Annotated in this window: 21 protein-coding genes; all 21 read right to left on the minus strand. The window is 34.3% G+C overall.

Features of this window, described 5'->3' with window-relative positions; translation table 11 throughout:
* Positions 1 to 12: 12 nt before the first annotated feature.
* Positions 13 to 978: a ribose-phosphate diphosphokinase gene (locus HMPREF2580_RS03320; RefSeq protein WP_002445700.1), complete on the minus strand. Its 966-nt coding sequence runs from the start codon at positions 976 to 978 to the stop codon at positions 13 to 15.
* Positions 979 to 1,125: 147 nt separating this feature from the next.
* Positions 1,126 to 2,481, minus strand: a complete 1,356-nt coding sequence (glmU, locus tag HMPREF2580_RS03325; RefSeq protein WP_070830398.1) for a bifunctional UDP-N-acetylglucosamine diphosphorylase/glucosamine-1-phosphate N-acetyltransferase GlmU — start codon at positions 2,479 to 2,481, stop codon at positions 1,126 to 1,128.
* A gap of 225 nt (positions 2,482 to 2,706) precedes the next feature.
* Positions 2,707 to 3,021 carry a septation regulator SpoVG gene (gene spoVG, locus HMPREF2580_RS03330; protein WP_002445702.1) on the minus strand — a complete coding sequence of 105 codons (315 nt, stop codon included), beginning with the start codon at positions 3,019 to 3,021 and terminating at the stop codon, positions 2,707 to 2,709.
* A 63-nt stretch (positions 3,022 to 3,084) separates the two neighbouring features.
* Positions 3,085 to 3,465, minus strand: a complete 381-nt coding sequence (locus HMPREF2580_RS03335; RefSeq protein ID WP_002445703.1) for a RidA family protein — start codon at positions 3,463 to 3,465, stop codon at positions 3,085 to 3,087.
* A gap of 19 nt (positions 3,466 to 3,484) precedes the next feature.
* Positions 3,485 to 4,309 (minus strand): pur operon repressor, encoded by an 825-nt coding sequence (gene purR, locus HMPREF2580_RS03340; RefSeq protein WP_002445704.1) that lies wholly within the window; start codon positions 4,307 to 4,309, stop codon positions 3,485 to 3,487.
* A gap of 14 nt (positions 4,310 to 4,323) precedes the next feature.
* Positions 4,324 to 5,172, minus strand: a complete 849-nt coding sequence (gene ispE, locus HMPREF2580_RS03345; RefSeq protein ID WP_070830399.1) for a 4-(cytidine 5'-diphospho)-2-C-methyl-D-erythritol kinase — start codon at positions 5,170 to 5,172, stop codon at positions 4,324 to 4,326.
* Positions 5,173 to 5,599: 427 nt separating this feature from the next.
* Positions 5,600 to 5,863 carry a biofilm formation stimulator Veg gene (gene veg, locus HMPREF2580_RS03350; protein WP_001832193.1) on the minus strand — a complete coding sequence of 88 codons (264 nt, stop codon included), beginning with the start codon at positions 5,861 to 5,863 and terminating at the stop codon, positions 5,600 to 5,602.
* A 99-nt stretch (positions 5,864 to 5,962) separates the two neighbouring features.
* Positions 5,963 to 6,853 carry a 16S rRNA (adenine(1518)-N(6)/adenine(1519)-N(6))-dimethyltransferase RsmA gene (gene rsmA / locus HMPREF2580_RS03355; RefSeq protein WP_070830400.1) on the minus strand — a complete coding sequence of 297 codons (891 nt, stop codon included), beginning with the start codon at positions 6,851 to 6,853 and terminating at the stop codon, positions 5,963 to 5,965.
* On the minus strand, positions 6,854 to 7,405 hold the full coding sequence (rnmV, locus tag HMPREF2580_RS03360) for a ribonuclease M5 (protein ID WP_002445707.1): 552 nt from the start codon (positions 7,403 to 7,405) through the stop codon (positions 6,854 to 6,856).
* Between the two features lie 235 nt (positions 7,406 to 7,640).
* Positions 7,641 to 8,414: a TatD family hydrolase gene (locus tag HMPREF2580_RS03365; RefSeq protein WP_070830402.1), complete on the minus strand. Its 774-nt coding sequence runs from the start codon at positions 8,412 to 8,414 to the stop codon at positions 7,641 to 7,643.
* Positions 8,415 to 8,441: 27 nt separating this feature from the next.
* The gene (gene metG, locus HMPREF2580_RS03370; protein ID WP_002445709.1) at positions 8,442 to 10,412 is read right to left on the minus strand and encodes a methionine--tRNA ligase; all 1,971 of its coding nucleotides are present in this window, start codon (positions 10,410 to 10,412) and stop codon (positions 8,442 to 8,444) included.
* A 215-nt stretch (positions 10,413 to 10,627) separates the two neighbouring features.
* Positions 10,628 to 11,467 (minus strand): 16S rRNA (cytidine(1402)-2'-O)-methyltransferase, encoded by an 840-nt coding sequence (rsmI, locus tag HMPREF2580_RS03375; RefSeq protein WP_070830404.1) that lies wholly within the window; start codon positions 11,465 to 11,467, stop codon positions 10,628 to 10,630.
* Between the two features lies 1 nt (position 11,468).
* Positions 11,469 to 11,717, minus strand: coding sequence for a GIY-YIG nuclease family protein (locus HMPREF2580_RS03380; protein WP_002445711.1), 249 nt, complete (start codon positions 11,715 to 11,717; stop codon positions 11,469 to 11,471).
* Positions 11,710 to 12,435, minus strand: coding sequence for a tRNA1(Val) (adenine(37)-N6)-methyltransferase (locus tag HMPREF2580_RS03385; protein ID WP_070830406.1), 726 nt, complete (start codon positions 12,433 to 12,435; stop codon positions 11,710 to 11,712). Before HMPREF2580_RS03385 ends, HMPREF2580_RS03380 begins: the two co-directional genes overlap by 8 nt.
* A 98-nt stretch (positions 12,436 to 12,533) precedes the next feature.
* Positions 12,534 to 12,881 carry a DNA replication initiation control protein YabA gene (gene yabA / locus HMPREF2580_RS03390; protein ID WP_002445713.1) on the minus strand — a complete coding sequence of 116 codons (348 nt, stop codon included), beginning with the start codon at positions 12,879 to 12,881 and terminating at the stop codon, positions 12,534 to 12,536.
* A 16-nt stretch (positions 12,882 to 12,897) separates the two neighbouring features.
* Positions 12,898 to 13,701: a PSP1 domain-containing protein gene (locus HMPREF2580_RS03395; protein ID WP_002445714.1), complete on the minus strand. Its 804-nt coding sequence runs from the start codon at positions 13,699 to 13,701 to the stop codon at positions 12,898 to 12,900.
* Position 13,702: 1 nt separating this feature from the next.
* Positions 13,703 to 14,629, minus strand: a complete 927-nt coding sequence (locus HMPREF2580_RS03400; protein WP_002445715.1) for a hypothetical protein — start codon at positions 14,627 to 14,629, stop codon at positions 13,703 to 13,705.
* A gap of 315 nt (positions 14,630 to 14,944) precedes the next feature.
* Positions 14,945 to 15,274 (minus strand): cyclic-di-AMP receptor, encoded by a 330-nt coding sequence (locus HMPREF2580_RS03405; protein ID WP_002445716.1) that lies wholly within the window; start codon positions 15,272 to 15,274, stop codon positions 14,945 to 14,947.
* A gap of 28 nt (positions 15,275 to 15,302) precedes the next feature.
* Complete coding sequence (tmk, locus tag HMPREF2580_RS03410) at positions 15,303 to 15,920, minus strand: dTMP kinase (protein ID WP_070830408.1); 618 nt, start codon at positions 15,918 to 15,920, stop codon at positions 15,303 to 15,305.
* Position 15,921: 1 nt separating this feature from the next.
* A complete protein-coding gene (locus tag HMPREF2580_RS03415; protein WP_070830410.1) occupies positions 15,922 to 17,256 on the minus strand; it encodes an Orn/Lys/Arg family decarboxylase in 1,335 nt (444 codons plus the stop codon).
* A 36-nt stretch (positions 17,257 to 17,292) separates the two neighbouring features.
* A complete protein-coding gene (locus HMPREF2580_RS03420; protein WP_002445719.1) occupies positions 17,293 to 17,820 on the minus strand; it encodes a GNAT family N-acetyltransferase in 528 nt (175 codons plus the stop codon).
* Positions 17,821 to 18,218: the final 398 nt, after the last annotated feature.

Here is an 18,218-nt window from a genome sequence, read left to right on the forward strand (position 1 = left end):
CATTTGTAACCTTTAGTCAAATAATACACTTACTGATTCTCTTTCATACACACGGATAATTGCTTTTCCAATTAAACCGGCAACTGAAAGTTCTTTAGTGTTTGTAGGTTTTCTACTTTCTTCTAATTGAATTGAGTTCGTAACAATTAATTCTTTAATTGCAGAGTTTTCAATACGTTCTTTTGCTGGACCTGATAATACAGGGTGCGTACAACAAGCATAAACTTCTTTAGCACCTTTATCTTTAAGTGCTTGTGCAGCTAATGTAATTGTTCCAGCAGTATCAATAATGTCATCAATGATAATGGCTGTACGTCCTTCAATCTCACCAACAATATTCATGACTTCTGCCACATTTGGTTTAGGACGACGTTTATCAATAATTGCAATTGGAGTTTTTAAAATGTCTGCTAATTTACGTGCACGCGTTACACCACCATGGTCTGGTGAAACAACTACACACTCTTCTGGATTGATATCTGGGTCATTTTCAAAGTGTTGAGCAAGAATTGGTACACCCATTAAGTGATCGATTGGAATATCGAAGAATCCTTGAATTTGAGGTGCATGTAAATCTAACGCAATCATACGATTAGCGCCCGCAGTCTCGATAAGGTTCGCTACTAACTTAGCTGTGATTGGTTCACGGCTACGTGCCTTTCTGTCTTGACGCGCATAACCATAGTAAGGTACTACGATGTTAATATTTGCAGCTGATGCACGTTTACATGCGTCAATCATAATAAGTAACTCCATTAAATGAAGGTTTACAGGGTATGAAGTCGGTTGAATAATAAATACATCACAACCACGAATACTTTCTTCAATATTGATTTGAATTTCTCCATCACTAAAACGTTTTACTGAACATTTCCCTAGTTCAATTCCTACATGATCCGCTACTTCTTGTGCTAAGGGTTCATTTCCTTTAAGCGAAAAGATCTTCAATGATGAATTCTTATATTCATTATTTAACATTTATAGTCCTCCAATTATTTACTTACACAGTTTTATTATATAGAAAATAGAACTTTATTACTATGTTATCAGACGAATCAAAATAATTTCGATGATAAACTCATTTCCACTTTAATCATTTGATTACACGCTTTACGTTTTCGCTATTTACTTTTTCAAATAACCTTCTTTATTAACTTGTCGGGCACGCGCTAACGCTAAACTGTCTTCAGGAATGTCATCCGTAATCGTAGAACCTGCTGCAATAAGTGTATGATCACCTACTGTCACAGGTGCAATTAGATTTGTGTTACATCCTATAAATGCGTCCTTACCTACGATAGTTTTAAATTTATTTACCCCATCGTAATTGACAGTGATTGAACCACAACCAATATTCGTACGTTCTCCAATTTCAGCATCGCCAATATAGCTTAGATGTGATACTTTCGCGCCATCTTTAAGACTTGCTTTCTTCACTTCAACAAAGTTTCCAACTTTTACATCTGCACCAAGATTTGAGCCTGGTCGCAATTGGGCAAATGGTCCTACTTTTGTTTTCTCGCCTACAATTGAGTCGTTGATGATAGATTGTTTGATGTTAGCATTCGAATGAATCGTACTATTATTAATTTCAGAGTACTGACCAATCAGTACATCTTCACCGATTGTTGTATGGCCTCCAATACGCACACCTGGTTCGATTGTTGTATCCATTCCAATTTCCACGTCTGGACCAATATATGTTGAGTTTGGATCAAGAATCGTTACGCCATTTCTCATATGGAAATCATTAATACGTTTTTGGAATGCTTTTTCAGCTTCACTCAACATCACTCGATCATTGACGCCCATAATTTCATCAAAATCATCTGTATGATAAATTTCAGCTTTACCGCCATCCTTTAAGATGAGTGATAAGACGTCAGGTAAATAATATTCTCCTTGTGCATTGTCGTTTTTCACTTGTGCTAATTTATCGAATAATACTTGGTTATCGAAGGCAAAAATGCCTGAGCTAATTTCGTTAATCTCACGTTCAGTGTCACTCGCATCTTTTTCCTCAACGATACGTTGTAGCAAATGGTTTGAATCTCTAACAATTCGACCGTAGCCATGTGGTTGGCTAGTTGAGGCTGAAAGAACAGTGACTTGTGAATTTGTACCTTCATGATGATCGATAAGAGATTGTAGTGTTTTAGATGTAATTAATGGCGTATCTCCACATACAACTAAAGTTGTTCCTTCTTTATCCGCCAAGTGTTCTTGTGCCGTCTTTACAGCATGTGCTGTTCCAAGTTGCTCTTCTTGAAAACTGTATAATGATTGTTCGCCTAAAGTTTCTTTGACACTTTCTGCGCCGTGCCCAACGATAGTTACAATATGATTAACTCCAGATTGTTTAACACTGTTGAGAACATGTTCAATCATTGATTTGCCAGCAACTTCATGTAGCACTTTATATTTTTTTGATTTCATTCTTGTGCCTTTACCTGCTGCCAAAATAATCGCATGTCTTTGCATGAATGCTAACCCTCCATAAAAATTTACACTTCATAATTATTATAATTTAACAACTAATAGACTTTCAACTTTTAAAAGTTTTTGTTAACTAATCGTTAATTTTTTATAAACATTTTTACTTTTGTAAGTATCAATGAACAATTACACGTACCATGGACAAAAAAAGGTCAACGCCCCTCTCTCGAAACGTTGACCATTTTTCATACTTTAATTTTATATTTTTATTTAAGCTTCATCTGTTTCTTCATTATCTGAATCTGAAGTCGCATTTTTATCTGGAATGACTTCGTCTGTTTCATCATATACTTTCATCACGGCATCTTGAATTTCTTGTCTCATATCAGAGTTGATAGGGTGCGCGATGTCGCGGAATTCACCATCTGGTGTACGTTTGCTTGGCATTGCGACGAATAGACCTGAGTTTCCTTCGATTACACGTAAGTCATGAATTACGAATGCCTCATCAAGTGTAATGGAAACAAGTGCTTTCATTCTGCCATCTGTTTGTATTTTTCTAAGTCTTACATCTGTCACTTTCATGTAGTGAGCCCCCCTAGTATATCTTTATATTATTAGAAGCTTGACAATATTTTTAAAAGAAAATTATAAATCCTTAACTTTACCTATCAATTCAATTTCAACCTTCACGTCTTTTGGTAAACGTGCGACTTCAACACAGCTACGTGCTGGTTGCGTTTCGCCGAAATAGTTTCCATAGATTTCATTTATTTTTTGGAAATTATTCATATCAGAAATAAAGATTGTTGCTTTTACAACAGAATCTATATCAGAACCTGCTTCTTTTAATACCACAGTTAAGTTTTCTAAAACTTGCTTAGTTTGTTCTTGTACATCGTCACTTACAATTGTTCCATCAAGTGTTAATGGAATTTGACCTGATGTAAAAACTAAGTCATTAATGACTGTAGCATGTGAATAAGGTCCTAATGCTTCTGGTGCTTTGTTAGTGTTAATCGTTTTCATGATGTGTAATGCTCCTTTTTTAAGAAAATTTAGACAAACTATTGCCTGGTTCTACTTTAAATTCCTGATTGTACTCATCAACATCTGATAATCTTACTAAGGAAGTATAATCTTCAATCAATCTTTGTTTTACTTCTTTCGATTCTACAAGTACTGATACCCCTTTTACGTGAGCTTTAAACTCGTTCATTAAATTCATAACTCCGTTAATAGAGCCACCAGCTCTCATAAAATCATCTACTACGAGGACATTGGAATTTTCAGCTAAAGTACGTTTTGATAACACCATAGTCTCTATCTTTCTAGAAGATCCAGAAACGTAATTGATGGATACCGTAGAACCTTCAGTTACTTTATTGTCCTTTCTAATAACCACTACAGGTAAATTTAATACGTTTGCTACTGCATTAGCAAGCGATATACCTTTCGTAGCAATCGTTACAACGGCATCGAGTTGTTCATCCATATAAATACTTGCAATCAATTTACCTACTTTATTAAGTAAAGTAGGATTCCCAACTAAATCAGATAAGAATAAGTAACCGCCAGGCAATAAGCGTTCCTTTTCTTGTAAATGCGTAATGACTTCATTCACGACATCCGTCGCTTCCGCTTTACTCATCTTCGGTTTGTACGTTACGCCACCACTTGCGCCGGCAGTAGTAATAACCGTTCCCAATTCTTCCTTCTGAAAAGTATTCTTTATAATTTGTACATCTTCACTAATAGAAGATTTCGCTTGTTTGAATTTTTTTACGAAAAAAGTGAGAGGTATTAATTTATTCGGATGATTCATAAGGTATTGTGTCATAAACACGATACGTTCGCTTCTTTTATATCTCATTGTGTCAAACCTTTCTATCCTAATAATCTTACTAAATATACTTCATTACAACATCCGTTGACTGCATTAAAAATATTCTTAGCTTGTCGTTCCTTTTGCGCTAAAGCATAAACAGTTGGTCCACTCCCACTCATTAATGCACCATCTGCGCCACATTGCAACATATTATCTTTAAGTTTCTTTATTTCCGGATGCATAGATATTGAAATAGGTTCTAATCGATTAGATAAGCTTTTACATAACAGTTGATAATCATTCGTTTTTAATGCTTGTTTACACAAATCATTATACACGACATGCTGTTCATTTAAATTTAATGCTTTAAAGACATCCGGTGAGGATATTCCTAAATCCGGTTTAGCCAAAACTACCCATGCAGAAGGTGGTTTATCTAGAAAAGTCACCTTCTCACCTCGCCCAGTGCACACAGCAGTCTTATTATAAATACAAAAAGGGATATCTGTACCAATTTGAATACCTAGTGCTGATAAATCATCTAAAGACTTACCTAATCTAAATAAACGATTCATCCCTCTCATTGTAGCTGCTGCATCTGCAGAACCGCCTGCTAATCCAGCCGAAACTGGTATATCTTTATCAATGGTAATCGTAACCCCTTCTTTAATATTATAGGTCTCCACCATCAATTTAGCCGCTCTATAGGCAAGATTTTTATGATCGTTAGGAACATAATTATGTTCGATATCTACAACAATCTTTTTATCTTTACGCTTTTGAAAAGATAATCGATCGTTTAAATCGATTGTAGTCATAATCATTTCAATTTCATGGTAACCATCATCTCTTTTAAAAAGGGTATCGAGCGTAAAATTTATTTTGGCTGGTGCCGTTTCATATATCATTTTTCCGCCCTCGCTTCGAATTGTTATTAAGATGATTTTAACATAAAGGTCTTAAATATTTGATAGATTATCTTCAATTTTTCGTAAAATCTTAATGAAATACATTTTGAAAAGTAATAATATACGTTTTTTGATTTTTTAAAATATAAAATTGAATAAAGAGTGTCGAACAAAAATATCATTTAGCAATATTAATTTCGTTGGCATGCACCCAACTTGCATTGTTTGCAGAATTACTTAAATATGCTTGATGGGAAAGACATAATAAATAATGTCCCGACCTTTTCATTGACCTTGAGCAATGATCCACAATACTTTTCAAGACAGAAAAAAGAGCATTGAACCTACTGCCCAATACTCACCTTAATAAATATAATATAAAACTATAAATTTTAGAGTAATACATCACTCTTATATATGTTTCTGATTAGTGTGCAACTGCTTCTTGATGATTATCTTCTTCAAATGAAACTTGTACGTTTTCAGTAAGCACATCAGTGTATGTATAAGATACGCGTTCAAAGTTGTGTTTGTCTTGATCTAATTCGACAATGAATACTGAAGGATACGTTTCTTTTAAAACACCTGAGCGTTCAATTGTCTTTTTGCGTCCACCATTGGCTTTTAGTACAATACGATTTCCTAAATGACAATCAATAGAATTTTTGATGTCCAAAATTGATTTTGGCATATTGCCCCACCTCGCTACAAGTTACATAATACCATATTTATAGCGATTTCGTCAAATAAAATTTAAATTTTATCAAGGTAAAAGACCTTTGTCAATATTTTAATTTTCTAATTCAGGGAATTTTTTCTTTTCTTCATATAATTTTGCAAAATCCTGTATTGTAAGCGTTTCGCCACGTCGTTTAGGATCGATTCCTGCATTTTCTAACCAATTCAGAATAGAAGATTTATACTGTTTCCCATCTTTGAAAAAGTTTTGATAGTTATTGTTAATTGTTTTACGTCGTTGTGCAAATGCCGCTTTCGCTAATTTGAAAAACGCTTCTTCGTCATCGATATCTACAAGGGGTTCCTCGCGTTGCATCAGTTTTACGACAATTGAATCCACATTTGGAGGCGGCATAAACACTGATTTAGGGACGGTTAAAACTTTACTTGTTTCAGTGTAATATTGTGCGACGATAGAAAGCGATCCATACGCTTTAGTACCTACACTAGCGTTCAGGCGCTCACCTACTTCTTTTTGCATCATCACTACGTAACCATCGATAGGAATATCCTGCTGCATTAAATTAAGTAATATAGGTGTCGTAATATAATAAGGCAAATTAGCCACAACCATAATTTTATCGCAATCATTAAGATATGTATTGACCGCTTTTCCAATATCAGCTTTTAAGATATCTTCGTTAATAATTGTGACATTATCATAAGGAGAGAGTGTATCGTTAAGGACAGGTATAAGTCTTTGATCTATTTCAAATGACATGACTTTTTTTGCGTGTTTAGCAAGTTGCTCGGTTAATGATCCCATACCAGGACCAACTTCAATGACACCTGTTGTTTCATCAATTTGACTGGCTTCAATAATCTTATTAATGATATTCACATCTACTAAGAAGTTTTGTCCTAAACTCTTCTTAAAATTAAATCCATATTGATCTAGTAAAGCACGGGTACGAGATGGTGTAGCAATATCTTTATGTTCCATTTATTTCTCCCTTCTTTCTTCATCAAGTAAAGCGTCTCTTACATCTTGCTCAGTATAACCAAAAGCGTTCAGTTTTTTTAATAATTGTTTACCATTAGAATGACCGATATGCAATTTACGTCCTAAGATTTCTCGTCGGCGTCTAGCGTCTTTCCCAATAATTAGCCCTAAATCAATCAAGACACTTTTATCAATGGTTTCTTCCGCTTCTTCAAATGGTGAACTCACATGCATCAATGCTTCTCTAATGTCTTTAACATCCGCATGTTCAACACCAATTTTACCTCTTCTGTTCTTTGCCTTTTCTTTATCTAAATACGCATGTTTAACGCCGGGTACATTGTCACGGATGGTATGTCTGATTTTATCACCCGGGAAATCAGGATCAGTCAATACAATCACGCCTCTACTTTCTTGCGCATGACGAATAACATCTAATGTTTCTTGGTTAATTGCACTTCCATTTGTCTCTATTGTATCGCATTCTACAGCAGTTTTAACACGCTCTGTGTCATCTCTGCCTTCAACTACGATAAATTCATTAATCTTCATATTTATACCTTCCAACAGTGTTTAAATCGTTTATCCTTATTTTATAAAAGTAAATCAAAATAATAAAATACTAACAAACTTCTTCATTCATTTTACTTTATCAACGAGCTTCACTACATTTCATATTTTACTATGCCGGCACTCTAACTTTATAAAAAATAAGAAAGATGTCTCGAACTTTTAAAAGTGTGATGATATTCATCCCTTTAAAGTTGGACACCTTTCTCACTGTAAATTATTGTTTTAATTTAAATAAACGCTCAGCATTTTCAGTCGTTTGGCGACATACTTCTTCATATGTCATGCCACGTAAGTCTGCAATTTGTTGTGCTACTAATGTGACACGTTCTGGCTCATTGCGTTTACCTCTATATGGATGAGGCGACAAGTATGGTGCATCTGTTTCACATAATAAGCGATCCATTGGCACATGTTGCGCAACTTCTTTAGGTTGTTTCGCATTTTTGAAAGTAACTGGGCCACCTAGAGAGACGTAGAAATTCAATTTGTTAATAACTACATCTGCAATTTCAGGTGAGGCACTGAAACTATGCATAATGCCACCCACTTCTTCGGCATGCTCTTCCATCAAGATATCAACACAATCTTGAGTCGCTTCACGATTATGAATAATGATAGGTAATTGTACACGTTTAGCTAGAGCGATTTGCTTTCTAAATACTTCCTTTTGAATGTCAGCAGGAGATTTATCCCAGTGATAGTCTAAGCCCATCTCACCAATGCCGATAATCTTAGGATGTTTAGATAGACTTTCAATCCACTCTAATCTCTCATCCGTACAATCAATTGCATCGACAGGATGCCAACCGATAATACCATAGACAAATTCATATTTATCTATGAGTTCCATAGTACGTTCAATTGTAGGCGTATCAAATCCCACTACAAACATTCTATCTACGCCTGCTTCTCTCGCACGTGATATCACTTCATTTAAATCTTCATCATATTGTTCATCATTTAAATGGACATGTGTATCGATTAACATCATTATCTCTCCTATCTCTCTGCAATATTATTTAACAATTGCTCCGTTTGGAATTGCATTTGGTAAACTTACCAATGTAAGAACGCCATCTTTTTCAGCAGATAAAATCATACCTTCAGATTTTTGACCCATTAATTTTGCAGGTTTTAAATTTGTTACTACAGCAACTTTTTTACCAATAATATCCTCAGGTTTATAGAACTTCGCTATTCCTGATACAATTTGACGCTGCTCACTATCTAAATCAATTTGAATTTTTAATAGTTTATCAGATTTTTTCACATTTTCAGCATCTATAATTGTTGCTGCTTTAATTTCAACTTTATCGAAGTCTTTAATATCAATTTGTTCTTTACTTGGTACTTCTTCTTTTTCCTCAGATTTAGGTGGCTGCATTGATTCTTTAATATAAGAAATTTCTGCTTCTGTATCTAATCTTGGGAAAATTGGTGATGGCTTTTCAGTAACCATAATTGGTTCAGTGAGTGCACCGTAACTTTCGAGACTTTCTAATTCTGTTAATTTAGGATTATTGATATTAAGTTGCTTAAACATTTCTCTTGGTGCATGTGTTAAGAACGGTTGTAGTAAAACAGCTGAGAAACGAATATTCTCAACAAGGTGTGCCATCACATTGCCGAGCATGTCACGTTGACTTTCATCTTTAGCTAATACCCATGGTTGTGTCTCATCAATATACTTATTCGTACGGCTAATAAATTTCCAAACCGTAGACAATGCAACAGAGAATTGTAAACTTTCCATGTTCTCATTAAAGTTCTTAACTGTTTCAAGCGCCATTGCTTCCATATCCTCATCAAGTTCATGTTTTGGACCTTGGTAAGCTGGTAATTCACCATGGAAGTATTTATTAATCATTGAAATTGTACGGTTAACTAAGTTTCCTAAGTCATTCGCCAAGTCATAATTCGTACGTTCAACAAAGGCTTCTGGCGTGAACACACCATCAGAACCGAATGGTAACTCACGCATTAAGTAGTAACGTGTTGCATCTAAACCGTAACGATCAATTAATACATTCGGATCAACGACATTACCTTTAGATTTACTCATTTTACCGTCTTTCATTAAGATCCAGCCATGCGCAAAGACTTTCTTAGGTAGAGGTAAATCTAATGCCATTAATAAAATCGGCCAAATAATAGAGTGGAAACGTACAATTTCTTTAGCCATCAAATGAATATCTGCTGGCCAATATTTGTTAAATAACGTTTCATCCTCTGAAAGATAACCTAGTGAAGAAATATAGTTAACTAGTGCATCAATCCATACATATACAACATGCTTAGGATTTGATGGAACACGAACGCCCCAGTCGAATGATGTACGAGAAACGGCTAAATCTTCTAATCCAGGCTTAATAAAGTTATTGATCATTTCATTCTTTCTAGATGGTGGTTGAATAAAGTCTGGATTTTCATCATAAAATTCTAATAGTCGATCTGTGTATTTATTAATATTGAAGAAGTAACTTTCCTCTTTCACAAGTTCAACTTCATGTCCAGAATCTGGACTTTTACCGCCAACGATTTTACCATTTTCATAAACTGGATCTACGAGTTGTGATTCCGTGTAGTACGTTTCATCTGGAACAGAATACCAACCTTCATATTCACCTAAATAAATATCGCCTTGTTTTAATAATCTTTCGAATACTTTTTCCACAACTTGCTTGTGACGTTCTTCAGTAGTTCGAATAAAGTCATCATTTGAAATCTCAAGTTTATCCCATAAACTTTTAATTCCAGCAATCATTTCATCTAAATATTCTAATTCTGTTTTACCAGCTTTTTGAGCTTTTTCTTGAATTTTTTGGCCATGTTCATCCGTACCTGTTAAGTAACGAACATCATATCCTTGCATTCTTTTATAGCGCGCAATGACGTCGCCTGCAACAGTTGAGTATGCATGACCGATGTGTAAATTCCCACTTGGATAATAAATTGGGGTAGTTATATAAAACGTATCTTTAGCCATCACTGGTCCTCCTCATTAATTACATAATAAATGATATCTAAATTTATTTTTCTTTTCAATGAAGTAGCGCACTACTATGTATCCGTGTTTACATTCTCACATCATTTGAAAATTAATTGTCATCATCTTTACTACAATACCATAAAATCAGTGTTTTATGGTGGTTTTCATACGAATTCATCACTAAGAAAATATATATGAAAACATGAAAGTTTTTAGTCTATATCATGATAAATATTATAAACTTCTCCAGTTTTCATACCACGATCTGAAGCAACCGTTTTAATCGCTTGTTTCGGTTTAACTTTATCATTTTCAATGTAATGATTTACATGGTCCTTAACAGTTAAATCTTCGAACCATGTATGATTCGTAATAGGTGAAGCGCCTTCGATTAGAATAACGAATTCACCTTTCATCGGTATATCACCATTCTGGATTGTTTCAAGCATCTGTGTTACTGGCAAAGTCATAAGTTGCTCAAATTTCTTAGTTAATTCTCTACCGATTGAGACACGTCTCTGAGGATCTACCTTCGCAATTGCTTTCAACGTATCTGTCACTCTATGAGGGGATTCGTAAAGTATTAGCGTACTGTCTTGATACATTCTAAGTTGTAAGACATCTATTTTTTCTTTCTCTTTTCTAGGTAAAAAGCCTAAAAACGTATACGTAAAGGAAGGTAGACCACTCGCCATTAGGGCTGTTAACCCTGCATTAGGACCAGGGACAGTGACTACACTAATATTCTGATGACGTGCTTCCACAACGAGTTCATAACCTGGATCACTGATTAAAGGTAGTCCTGCATCAGAAACTAATGCGACATCCAATCCAGATTGCAATTGTTCAATTAAATAAGCTGTTTGTTGTTCTTTATTATGTTCATGATATGATTTCAGAGGTGTTTTTATTTCGTAGTGATTACATAACTTGCGTGTCACTCTTGTATCTTCACATGCAATCATATCTACGTTATTCAATGTGTCTATTGCGCGATACGTCACATCCGCTAAATTGCCAATGGGTGTGCCCACTAAAAATAACGTTGCCATGCTATCCCTCCTTAATCATTTTTAATTTCCGTTGTCTTGAAAATGTTTTTATTTCGTATTCTCTCTTTAACGCATCGGATTTAGTTTCATACATTTCTTGATAAACTAACTCTACCGGACGTCTTATTTTGGTATATTTGGCACCTTTACCATCATTATGTTTCGCTACGCGTGCTTCAACATCTTTTGCATAACCCGTATACAGACTACCATCATTACATTTAACAATATAAACAAAATGTCTATCCATAATATATGCCCTTCATTTCATCACTATATGTCCCATCTTCATTGTATATATAGAAAGGTTTTCGGATCTCTAATCCTTGTTTTCCACCTTTTCGACCTTCAACTACAATCGTCTGAGCAGTCTTATTCACTTTGCTATATATAAACGAGAGCTTCTTCGGTTCAATTTTAGCATTTCTCATTTCATTTAAGACATCCATAAGCCTCTCCGCACGATGAACTAAAACTAAACGTCCACCTTCTTTTAATAAATGTCTCGCCGATTTTACACAATCTGCAAGATTACACATCACTTCATGACGTGCAATTTTATGTGCTTCTTTCTGATGTTGATTCAGTTGATTCATTTTAAAATAAGGAGGATTACAAGTAACTAATGTATATTGAGAAGGTTTAAATGTATCATATACATTGTTTAAGTCCATTAGATGCATGGTTAATCGTTCTTCTAAATCATTTCGTTCAAAACTACGACGTGCCATATCAACTAATTGGCTTTGTATCTCAATACCCTCAATATCTTGGTTACACTTTGCAGCTAACAATAACGGAATCACTCCGTTACCTGAACATAAATCCATAATGCGATCGTTCTTCCTCACTTCAGTGAGATATCCCAACAATAAGGCATCCGTTGAAAATGAAAAGACATCATCATTTTGGATAATCTCATAACCTTCTTTAATTAAATAATCAATTCTTTCATTATCCTTAAGCATCCTACTTACTCCTAAAAAAAGGATGTCATTATAGCATGATTGAAATGTCATACTTATAATACACCCTTAACTTTAATCATTTCGTCCTCAATTGAACTTTAATCGCTTAATACATTTAGACACAAGAGACAATCTTCGCCTTGACGGTGTTTACCGAACAATTCACCTTTACATATATGAAAGCCTTCCCTATACAACATAGCTAAATTGTCTTTACTAGGAGACGGTGTTTTAATGTGCTTAGAATGAGACTTTTCATCATTATGCTCTGATGACGCTTCACCTTTGTCCATCAACCTTTTTAAATTGTCATTTTCAACTTGCAACGCTACATTCTCTTCGACGAGTTCAACAGCTAAATCTTTCAGTTCAGTCATATCCTGGGTCAACTGACCTACATTACGTTCAAGTCTCATTAATCTCTCAAATAATTCATTTCTATTCAAAGGTCGCTAAACCTCCTTAGTTCATTGCTTCAATTTCTTCCATCTTATATTCTAGTGGTTGTTCAAGACCTTCTATTTTTACTTGCATAGAAATATCTAAAATATTTAATCCAATTACCTTTCCACTGCCATCAGGTGTTTGTACTGAAGCACCTACGTCTGGCAACTGCGCTCTTGCTTCTTCATAGTGGTCATTTTCATACTTAAGACAACACATTAAGCGACCACAAGCACCTGATATTTTAGTTGGATTTAATGATAAGTTTTGATCTTTTGCCATCTTAATTGATACAGGTTCAAAATCTCCTAAGAAAGTAGAACAGCAAAGCGAACGTCCACATGGACCTATGCCACCCAATAACTTCGCTTCATCTCTTACCCCAATTTGACGTAATTCAATTCTAGTTTTTAAATTTTGAGCCAATACCTTTACTAATTTACGAAAATCTATTCGATCATCTGCCGTAAAATTAAAGATAACTTTTGACTTATCTAATGTATACTCACAATTAACTAAGCGCATGTCCAAATTTTGATTTTTAACTACTTTCTTACATAATTCTAATGCTTGTTCAGCGTCTCGCTCATTATTATAATATTGTTCCTCGTCTTCTTCATTGACTATTCGAATGATTTCCTTTAAAGGTAAAGTCACATCACCATCAGCGACATCTTTCGGTGGAAACTTTACCAAACCTATTTCAATGCCTCTTTTGGACTCAACGACAACTCTGTCGCCAACATTCACATCTAGCTGATTAGGCGCATAATATTCCAATTTCCCTGCTTTTTGAAACTGAACACCTACAACATTTGGCATTTTATCTCACACCTCTTATAACTATTTGTTCAAATACGAGTGTTGGATTAACGTTTTGATTCAATTTTTTGTGCGCTTCTGTAATTTGATCATACATCAGAACCATTTGGTTAAACGTTAAACTTTCCGCATATTTTTTCATTTCAACACTCAAATCACTATAGATAAAATGATTTTCTATATTCACTTTTGCATGCATCATATCCTCGAAAAATCCATTGACTGCTGCTAATGTTAACAATTGTAATTTACGATTTTTAGCTTGCTTAAGCAAGTCTATAATGCCAATTAAAGCCATTGATTTATTTGATAAGATTAATTCACACCAACGAATAATTGATTTTCTTAAGGAAGTTAAATCATATTCTTCATTTAATGCTACTGCTGTTTCAACTTGAGTCGTATGTGTACTTACCATTTCTGCTACAGGTCTCGTTAGAGATGCTTCAACTAACCTCTCAATAAACTGCTCTCTATCAATGGGTTTAAAATAAACATGCTGACATCTAGAATGTATCGTATCTAAAATCTGTTCAGGTTTCGTAGATAGTAAAATCGCAATCGTATTCTTTGGTGGTTCCTCTAAAAATTTTAATATACTATTTTCACCTTGAACAGTTAATTTTTCAAATTCTTCAATAATGTACACTTTATAATTACCTTCTATAGGTAATTGATTCATATGATGTACAAGTTGTTCAATTTGTTCTTTCTTTATCGTATTTTCATCTGAGGAAACATACAGAAAGTCAGGATGATTAAACGTATCAACTTTCAGTTCACATTGATGATTTTCATCACATAAAATCAATTTCGCAAAGTTGACAGCCACATGTTTCATTGATTGTGCATCATCACCTTCAAATAAATAAGCATGTGACAATTTATTTGAATGATACGCATGAGCTAACTGTTGTTGTTCATCCATGATTTACTACTCCCTCTTTTAATTCTTATATAAAAAAGGCTACTCAAACCATAGCTTTAGACTGTAGACATGTTTCTTCAATCAAAATGACTCGATAAGCATCCTTCACTTGACTGCAAATGACAACGAATTTCAATGCTACAACTGAAAGGATAAAAATCATAATTATGAATCAATATGCCATCAATCTTAAACTACATTTAAAGCAGCCCAACATTGTAAAATAATTGCTGTTTTTCTGAAATGAATCTATTTTTAGTCGCTAAAAGTCAGTTCTATACTTATGTAGAAGACGTAGCGACAACTCAACGTTCATTAAAATTGGTGAAATGCTTCAATTGGCATAACAAATACTGTTGCGCCACCCACTTCAACCTCAACTGGGTATGGAATATATGAATCTGCACTTCCACCCATAGGCGTAATAGGAGAAACAAGCTGTTCTCTATTACCACAAGTGTTATCAATTACAGATAGTATTTCATCGACACGTTCATCATTAACACCGCATAAGAATGTAGTGTTACCTGCTCTTAAAAATCCACCTGTAGTTGCTAATTTTGTTGCTCTAAAATTATTTTTTACGAGTTGGTCTGAAAGTTCTTGACTATCTTGATCTTGGACGATCGCTATAATCATCTTCATTTTTATAACACCTCTTCTTGATATTATATCACAAATTTTTTAAATATTTGATGATAGATTGGTACGCTTCTTCGACTACATTTTCCAAATTCTGATTTGCATTCACTTTAACAAATCGTTCCGGATTTCCTTCTATCACTTTATGATAACCTTCTATCACTTTTTCATGGAATGCCTTATCTTCTTGATCTAAACGGTTTTGATCACGATTATTTTTGAGAATTCGTTGGCGTCCAACTTCAGCGCTAACGTCTAAATAAATCGTTAAATCGGGATACAATCCATTAATTGCAAATTCATTTAAAGTTTGAACTTCTTTAATACCTATACCCCTTGCATAACCTTGATAAGCTAAAGAACTATCAATATATCTATCACACAGAACAATTTTTCCATCTTTTAAAGCTGGGATAACTTTTTCAACGAGATGTTCACGTCTTGATGCTGCAAATAACATTGCTTCAGTGCGAATATCCATGTTATCTCCATCTAATACGACACGACGAATTTCTTCTCCGGTAGGTACGCCACCTGGTTCACGTGTAGTAATAACATCAAAGTCCTCAGCTAATTTTTGACTTACTTTTGTGATTACAGAAGTTTTGCCTGCGCCCTCAGGCCCTTCAAATGTTATAAAAGCTGACATTTTATTCATCCTTAACTAATATTTTTTTATCCTTCAAACCTTCTACTTTAATACCTAAGTTTGAATAATATTGTAATAATTTTATCATATGTATTGTAATAACTTCTCCTCTAAACATTACTGGAATTCCAGGAGGATAAGGTACAATATGTTGTGCTAATATTTCATTTTCTGCTTGTTCTATTGCTATTTCTTTTGTTTTTGGAAAATGAATTGCCTGATACTCACTCGTCTCCAACATCAGATTCGCTGCTTTAGTATATGACTCTCTTTTTTCAGGAAGAGGTATGACATGAATTCTAGCTTTCAATAATTCAAATGGAAATGCATCATCATGATGCCACAATGGTAATATAAATAAAACTTGATATTCATCCGCAAGTTCAACATAAATATGTTGCTTTTCAAACCATTGCTGGACTTCATATCCTTTAAAACCATCATAACTTATTATTAATTTTAAAGGATCTTCAGGCTCTCCAACATTAAAACCTTTCATTTTGAGTACGTCTATGAATACTTTTCTTTTTTCAAAGAACAGTTCCGATTCAAATTCTTCATAAAACGACTGGGCATATTCTAAACTAGACATCACAAGGTAAGAAGGACTTGAAGTTTGAAAATATGTTAAATACTCAATAATTTGTGTGCGTAATGGTGCATTTTTATGTATAAACAAAACGGAACCCATTGTTAAAGCTGGCAACGTTTTATGGTATGACTGAACCACATAATCTGCCCCAAAATTCATCGCAGATTTTGGGAAACCTTTCAAATCAAAGTGTGCACCATGTGCTTCATCAACCAACACTGGAACATCATCGTCATGTAAGTTGCTAATGAAATGACCAACATCAAATGTCTCTCCATAGTAATTGGGATATGTACATATGCCTAATTTGTAATCTTCAACCGGACCATCGATGACAGGCCCTACATATTGGTTTGTTAAACGACTTTGAGTCATAGCTGTAAATGTAGCATGCGCTTTCGTTAAATCTAGACCATGAAAGACTGATTTATGAACATTTCGACTTATAAGATATCGACCTTTCTCACTGGAAAATGCCTGTATCACAGCAAGTATGCCTGAAGTCGTACCATTAACAAGTAGAAATGCATCATAATCATCATATTTGTTAAATTGAGACATACTCTCTAAAATAATGTCTTCAGGATGGTGCATATCATCAAGTCCTGTGATTTCTGTCATATCCATATTCAACTTTAATTGATTCAACTTACCGATTGTCATGTTTTTATGACCTGGCACATGCATAGAAATTGCGTCATTATTAAGCAATTCTTGGAGTTTATTTGTAATTGGTTTATTCATTTTAGTCACTCTTTTCAATTCCATCAATTTAGCATTTTATCGTATATGCGATAAATCATCATCATGTTTATTAATCCAATTTCTCTTTAACAGTCCCATCACATAACAATCTCTATACTCTCCTCTTGTATAGAAATGTTCTTTCAATGTACCTTCAATTTCAAAGTTATTACTTTTATATATGTGTACCGCTTTTTCATTTTTAATATCTACATATAAATAGACTTTATTCATATTTAACACTAAAAACGCATAATCAATTGCCATTTTGAATGCTTTTTTAGCATAACCACGATTCGCATACTGAGGATCTATAATAATTAAAACTTCGCATGTTCGATGTATAAAGTTGATTTCCAATAATTCTACTACACCTATGGATATTGAATCCTCCTCAACAATGAAACGTCTTTCAGATTCATCCAAAATATGTTTTTTATATAAATTTTCTAATTCACTTAAGGATTGGTAAGGTTCTTCAAACCAATAAGACATGATTGAATACTCGTTATTTAAATTGTGAACAAAACGCAAATCTGTTTCCTCTAGCGCTCTAATAATCATATAAATACTCCTCTAATTTAATACTCATTTAATACTAGTGTATTAAAAAAGCACAAAATTCTCTAATACTTCACTAATATTAGATAAATTTGTGCTTATTCGAAGGAAATGATTTTGTTTCTATAGATAATCGCCTACTTTTCTTTAGAAGTAAGCCGGGCTACCATCTGGCGCTAAGGCGCTTCCTCTGCTTGAGTCAAGCGTTCGCATCTTTCTTCGTTCGCGTCCATCGCTGACTCATTTAGCTCGACCAAACTCGTTGCGCTCTTTCCTTAATTCATCAGCTTCAATCGCTTTCTCTTCGCAGAGAATTATTCTTTCTCCATAGCTAATAGACTACGTACCTTCGGGGCGCCGATTGTTTTTTAGGCATAAAAAAGAGACCTTTCGGTCTCTGA

The sequence above is a fragment of the Staphylococcus sp. HMSC036D05 genome (assembly GCF_001836225.1).
GTDB lineage: Bacteria > Bacillota > Bacilli > Staphylococcales > Staphylococcaceae > Staphylococcus > Staphylococcus caprae.